This window comes from Rubrimonas sp. (genome assembly GCF_036788415.1).
Taxonomy (GTDB): Bacteria; Pseudomonadota; Alphaproteobacteria; order Rhodobacterales; family Rhodobacteraceae; genus Rubrimonas.
In genome coordinates, this window is sequence record NZ_DAIQNN010000147.1 from 1 (window position 1) to 5,200 (window position 5,200).

At 71.2% G+C, this 5,200-nt stretch carries 4 protein-coding genes; 3 read left to right on the plus strand and 1 reads right to left on the minus strand.

All coding sequences use genetic code 11. The features are described from left to right. The coding region (locus V7Q31_RS17260; RefSeq protein ID WP_333835092.1) for a glycosyltransferase family 2 protein at window positions 1-772 on the plus strand (772 nt) is incomplete at its 5' end. Window positions 773-778: 6 nt separating this feature from the next. Here V7Q31_RS17260 and V7Q31_RS17265 read toward each other — a convergent pair. Further along, window positions 779-2,308, minus strand: coding sequence for a fused MFS/spermidine synthase (locus tag V7Q31_RS17265; protein WP_333835093.1), 1,530 nt, complete (start codon window positions 2,306-2,308; stop codon window positions 779-781). A gap of 121 nt (window positions 2,309-2,429) precedes the next feature. Here V7Q31_RS17265 and V7Q31_RS17270 point away from each other — a divergent pair, with 121 nt between their 5' ends. Both V7Q31_RS17270 and polA read left to right on the plus strand, forming a co-directional pair. Then, window positions 2,430-2,627 (plus strand): zinc-finger domain-containing protein, encoded by a 198-nt coding sequence (locus V7Q31_RS17270; RefSeq protein WP_333835094.1) that lies wholly within the window; start codon window positions 2,430-2,432, stop codon window positions 2,625-2,627. A 7-nt stretch (window positions 2,628-2,634) separates the two neighbouring features. Further along, on the plus strand, window positions 2,635-5,200 hold a 2,566-nt coding region (polA, locus tag V7Q31_RS17275), incomplete at its 3' end, for a DNA polymerase I (RefSeq protein WP_333835095.1).

Here is a 5,200-nt window from a genome sequence, read left to right on the forward strand (position 1 = left end):
CACCATCGAATACGCGATCTGGTTCGACGTGTTGCTGCGGGGGTTCCGCCATCTCGGCCTGCCGATCCCGCTGGGCGGCACGTCGGTGTTCTTCCGCGCCGACGCCCTGCGCCGACTGGGCGGCTGGGACGCGCACAACGTCACCGAAGACGCCGATCTGGGGATGCGGCTGGCGCGCGCCGGCTATCGCTGCGAAGTCTCGGTCTCGACGACGCATGAGGAGGCCAACAGCCGCCTCGGTCCCTGGGTCCGCCAGCGCTCGCGCTGGCTGAAGGGCTACATCCAGACCTGGCTGACCCATATGCGCGCCCCGCTGCGGCTGGCGCGCGAGCTCGGGCCGGTGGGCTTTCTCGGCTTCCAGACGATCTTTCTCGGCGCGCTGGTCGCCTATTTCGGCCTGCCGCTGTTCTGGGCGATCTGGGGGCTCGCCCTGCTCGGGATGGGCCCCGACTGGCTGACGGGCGCGCCGGTCTGGGCGATGGCCGCCGTCGCCGTCGTCCAGCTGTCGGGCTGGTTTGCGATGCTCGCTGCGGCGATGATCGCCACTGCGCGGCGCGGGCAGGCCTGGCTCCAGCTGTGGATCCCGACGCTCGTCTTCTACTGGCCGCTCGGGGCGGCGGCGGCCTATCTGGCGCTGGCGGAGTTCTTCGTCGCCCCGACGCTGTGGCGCAAGACGCGGCACGGCGTGGGGCGCGAGGCCGAAGCCGCGCAAGCCGCGGCGCTGGCGCGGCGCGCGCCCCCGGCGGCCGAGCGGATGCGCGCGGCGGAGTGAGCGGGTTCAGTCGATGATCGGCTCGAGCCCCATGAGGCGCGCGATCGGGGCGTGGTCGTCGGTCAGCTTGCGCGCCCCCTTGCGCGCGATGATCGCATCGAGAAAGCCCGCATCGAGCGCCGCGAAGCGCTTGACCTGCGGCGCGCGGATGTCGACGGCGGAGACCGGGCTGTCGGTGTCCGAGGCCAGCAGCACGAAGATGCGCCGCTCGTTGCCGGCGGGCGGCGTCGCGTCGGTCCAGACCTCGACGCTCGGGAACACCTCGCGCAGCGTGACGACGAAGGCCGCCAGCGCGTCGAGCCGGCCCGTATAGTCGATCAGGTTGACGGCGAAAACGCCACGGTCGGTCAGCCGGCTGCGCACCAGCCGGAAGAACTCCTCCGTCACGAGATGGGCGGGCGCGGCGATGTCGTGGAAGGCGTCGGCGACGATCACGTCGTAGCGCCGGTCGCTGGCCTGCAAGGCCGCGCGCGCGTCGACATGCAGCACGTCGGCGGCGCCCTCGGCGAACCAGAAATCCTCGACCGCCTGCGCCGTCACTTCGGGGTCGATCTCGGAGACGACGACCTCCCGCACGCCGCGCTCCGCCCAGGCCCGCGGCACCGAATAGGACCCGCCGCCTATGACGAAAGCCGCGAAATCCGCGCCGCCCATCCGCATGCGCGGCAGCGCGTCGAGCATCGCGCCGTGATCGGTGAGCATCAGGGAGGGGTCGGCCTCGCCGCTCAGGCCATGGGCGAGGTGGTCGATCACCATCAGCCGGATCTCCTCGCCCGGCGCGCCCATCAGATGCACGGTGCGGATGCAGTAATAGGCGCTCTCGCGGTCGCAGATCCTCGGCGCGGCCAGCGCCGCCGCCCCCACCGCGAAGGCCGCGACGACGCCGACCGACGCCGCCACCGCCTCGCCGCGCCGCACGTCGCCCAGCCGGAAGAACAGCGCAGCCGCCAGCGCGTAGGTCGCCGTGATCACCGCCAGCGTCGCCACCGAGCCGAGCCAGGCGACGAACAGGAACCCCGCCAGAAGCGTGCCGGCGATCGCGCCCACCGCCCCTGCCGCGAACATGGCGCCGAGCGCGCGTTCTGACTGCGCGCGCCCGCGCATCGCCGCGACGGCGAGGATCGGCGCAGGGACGCCCGCGAACAGCGAGGGCAGGAAGAACGCCGCCGCCGTCAGCGTCGTGATCGCGGCGAGCGGATGCGTCAGCGTCTGGAGCACCGGCCCCGACGCCTCGCGCAGCAGCAGCGTCGCGGCGGCGGTGCTGATCGCGGCGCCCGCCATGGTCCAGCCGGCGAGCCGCAGCGCCCGCGGCGTCGGCAGGGCCGCGATCCGCCCGCCCCACCAGTGGCCGACCGAGAAGCCCGCCAGCACCACCGCGATGATCGCCGTCCAGGTGTAGAGGCTCATGCCGACATAGGGCGCGATCATCCGCCCCGCGACGATCTCGACCACGAGGCTCGCCGCCGACACCGCCCCCTGAAGGAGGATCAGCAGCCACAGCGGCGCTTTCACCGCGTCATGATGTGTGATTTCCATCGGCGCATTAGGGCAGGCTTCCCGGCCCGGTCAAGCGCGCCCGCGCGCGACGCCGGGGCGGGTTGATGCGCCGCGCCCGGCGGTTAAGATGCGGCGCGAGCGACAGGGGGGAGCGACGCGGATGATCGAGGCGCCCGAGACGATCATGGTCGATGCGACGCGCGTCAGCTGCGACGGCGGCGGCGGCGCGCTCGGCCATCCGCGCGTCTGGTACGTGATCGGCGAGAGCGGCTTCGTCGAGTGCAAGTATTGCGACCGCCGTTTCGTCCTGCGCGGCGGACCCGCCGACGAAAGCGGCGGCGCCCTCGCCGCGCAGTGAGCAGCAGGTGAGCCTCGCAAAGGGCGACCGGCTGGTCCTGGTGGACGGCTCGGGCTTCATCTTCCGCGCCTTCCACGCCCTGCCCGCCCTGACCCGCCGCTCCGACGGCCTGCCGGTCGGCGCCGTGTCGGGCTTCTGCACCATGCTCCACCGCATGATCGAGGACGGCAAGAAGGCCGGCCCGCCGACCCACATCGCCGTGGTCTTCGACCATTCCTCGAAGACTTTCCGCAACGACATCTATCCCGACTACAAGGCCCACCGCCCCGAGCCGCCCGCCGACCTCGTCCCGCAATTCGCGCTGATCCGCGAGGCGACGCGGGCCTTCAACCTCGCCTGCGTCGAGACCGAGGGCTTCGAGGCCGACGACATCATCGCCACCTACGCCCGCGCCGCGGCGCGGGACGGGGCGGAGGTGACCATCGTCTCCTCCGACAAGGACCTGATGCAGCTCGTCGCCCCCGGCGTCGCGCTGCTGAAACCAGGCCTCAAGGGCGGCGAGGACGAGGTCATCGGCCCCGAGCAGGTGCGCGAGAAATTCGGCGTCGACCCCGCGCAGGTGATCGACGTGCAGGCGCTGGCCGGCGACAGCGTCGACAACGTGCCCGGCGCGCCCGGCATCGGGATCAAGACCGCCGCCCAGCTGATCGCCGAATATGGCGATCTCGACGCGCTGCTCGCCCGCGCCGAGGAGATCAAGCAGCCCAAGCGCCGCCAGACGCTGATCGACCACGCCGAACAGGTCCGCATCTCGCGCCGGCTGGTGACCTTGTGCGACGCGGTCCCCGGCCTGCCGCCGCTCGAGGACCTCGCCCTCCAGCCCCCCGACCCCTCGACGCTGATCGGCTTTCTCAAGGCGATGGAGTTCCGCAGCCTCACGACCCGCATCGCCGCAGCGCTGGATGCCGAGGCCGGCGAGATCGAGGCGGCGACGGTCGTCGTGGAGGGCCATGCGCCCGCCGATCCGCCAGCGCAGGACGACGCTGAAACGGACCATCCCAAGGCCGGGCAGGTTCCGCCCGAGCCCATCGACCCGGCCGCCTACGAGATCGTGCGCGACGCCGAGGCTCTGAAACGCTGTATCGCCGAGGCGACCGAGATCGGCGCGGTCGCCGTCGACACCGAGACGACCTCGCTCGACGAGATGCAGGCCGAATTGGTGGGCGTCTCGCTCGCCACTGCGCCGGGGCGGGCCTGCTACATCCCGCTCGGCCATGTCGAGGGCGACGGCGACCTGCTCGGCGCGCAAGCCCGCGCCCCCGGCCAGATGGACCGCGAGGAGGCGCTGGCGCTCCTGAAGCCGCTGCTGGCCGACCCCGCGACGCTCAAGATCGGCCAGAACCTCAAATACGACATCAAGGTGCTGGCGCGGCTGGGCGTGACGGTCGCCCCCATCGACGACACCATGCTGCTGAGCTACGCGCAGGGCGCGGGGCTGCACAGCCACGGCATGGACGCCCTGTCCAAGCGGCTGCTCGACCACGAGCCGATCCCGATCAAGTCGCTGCTCGGTTCGGGCAAGAGCCAGATCGCGTTCGATCGCGTCCCCATCGACAAGGCCGCCCCCTACGCCGCCGAGGACGCCGACGTGACGCTGCGGCTGCACCGCATCCTGCGCCCCGGCCTCGTCGCCCATCGCGTGACCACCGTTTACGAGACGCTGGAGCGCCCGCTCGTCCCGGTGCTGGCCGAGATGGAGATGGCGGGCGTGAAGGTGGACCGCGACGCGCTCTCGCGGCTGTCGAACCTGTTCGCCCAGCGCATGGCGGCGCTGGAGGACGAGATCCACCAGCTTGCGGGCGAGAAGTTCAACGTCGGCAGCCCCAAGCAGCTCGGCGAGATCCTGTACGACCGCATGAGCCTCGACGGCGCCCAGAAAAGCGCCAAGACCGGCGCCTATGTCACCGACGCCGACACGCTGGAGACGCTGGCGGCGCAGGGCCACGACCTGCCCGCCCGCGTGCTCGACTGGCGGCAACTGTCGAAACTCAAAGGCACCTACACCGACGCGCTGCAAGGCCACATCAACGCCGAGACGGGCCGCGTGCACACCTCCTTCTCGCTCGCGGCGACGACCACGGGGCGCCTCGCCTCGACCGATCCGAACCTGCAGAACATCCCGATCCGCACCGAGGAGGGCCGGCGCATCCGCGCGGCGTTCATCGCGGAGCCGGGCAATGTGCTGGTGTCGCTGGATTACTCCCAGATCGAGCTGCGCATCCTCGCCCAGATCGCCGACGTGCCGGCCTTGCGCAAGGCGTTCCATGACGGGCTCGACATCCACGCGATGACCGCGTCGGAGATGTTCGGCGCGCCGGTCGAGGGGATGGACCCGATGCTGCGCCGCCGCGCCAAGGCGATCAATTTCGGCGTCATCTACGGGATTTCCGCCTTCGGCCTCGCCAACAATCTCCGCATCCCGCGCGAGGAGGCGAAGGCCTTCATCGACGCCTATTTCGAGCGCTTCCCCGGCATCCGCGCCTATATGGACCGCACGCGCGAGATCGCGAAAAAACAGGGCTACGTCGAGACCCTGTTCGGCCGCCGCATCCACACGCCCGAGATCAACGCCA

Bases quoted from the DNA above. Each gene is read 5' to 3' on its own strand.
- V7Q31_RS17265 (WP_333835093.1), bottom strand. From the start codon at position 2,308: ATGGAAATCACACATCATGACGCGGTGAAAGCGCCGCTGTGGCTGCTG.
- V7Q31_RS17270 (WP_333835094.1), top strand. From the start codon at position 2,430: ATGATCGAGGCGCCCGAGACGATCATGGTCGATGCGACGCGCGTCAGC.